General features: G+C 65.7%; 1 protein-coding gene. It reads right to left on the reverse strand.

Features of this window, described 5'->3' with window-relative positions; all coding sequences use genetic code 11:
- Positions 1-481: AMP-binding protein (locus HU766_RS26025; protein ID WP_186661870.1), on the reverse strand; the 481-nt coding region annotated here is incomplete at both ends.

Consider the following 481-nt stretch of genomic DNA (forward strand, 5'->3'; position numbering starts at 1 on the left):
CAGGTCGCCGGTGCGGTACAGGCGTGCGCCGGGGCGAGTGCTGAACGGGTCGTCGATGAAGCGTTCGGCGGTCAGTTCGGCGCGGTTGAGGTAGCCACGGGCGACTTGCACGCCGCCGATGAACAGCTCGCCAGCGACGCCTTGCGGTACTGGCTGGCCCAGCGTATCGAGCACGTACAGCGTGGTGTTGGCGATGGGCTTGCCGATCGGGGTGTTGTCCGGCGCCGTCATGCAATGCCAGGCGCTGACGTCCACCGCCGCTTCTGTCGGGCCATACAGGTTATGCAGCTCGACCGTTGGCAACTGCGCGTGGAAACGCCGTACCAGGCTACCCGGCAAGGCTTCACCGCTGCACAGCACGCGCTTGAGAGCATCTGCCGAAGCGTCGCCGTGGGCCAGGAACACATCCAGCATCGATGGCACGAAGTGCAAGGTGGTGACGCCTTCGCTGCGGATCACCTGACGCAGGTACTCCGGATCG

This window comes from Pseudomonas sp. SWRI77, from assembly GCF_014269105.1.
GTDB classification, from domain to species: Bacteria; Pseudomonadota; Gammaproteobacteria; order Pseudomonadales; family Pseudomonadaceae; genus Aquipseudomonas; species Aquipseudomonas capeferrum.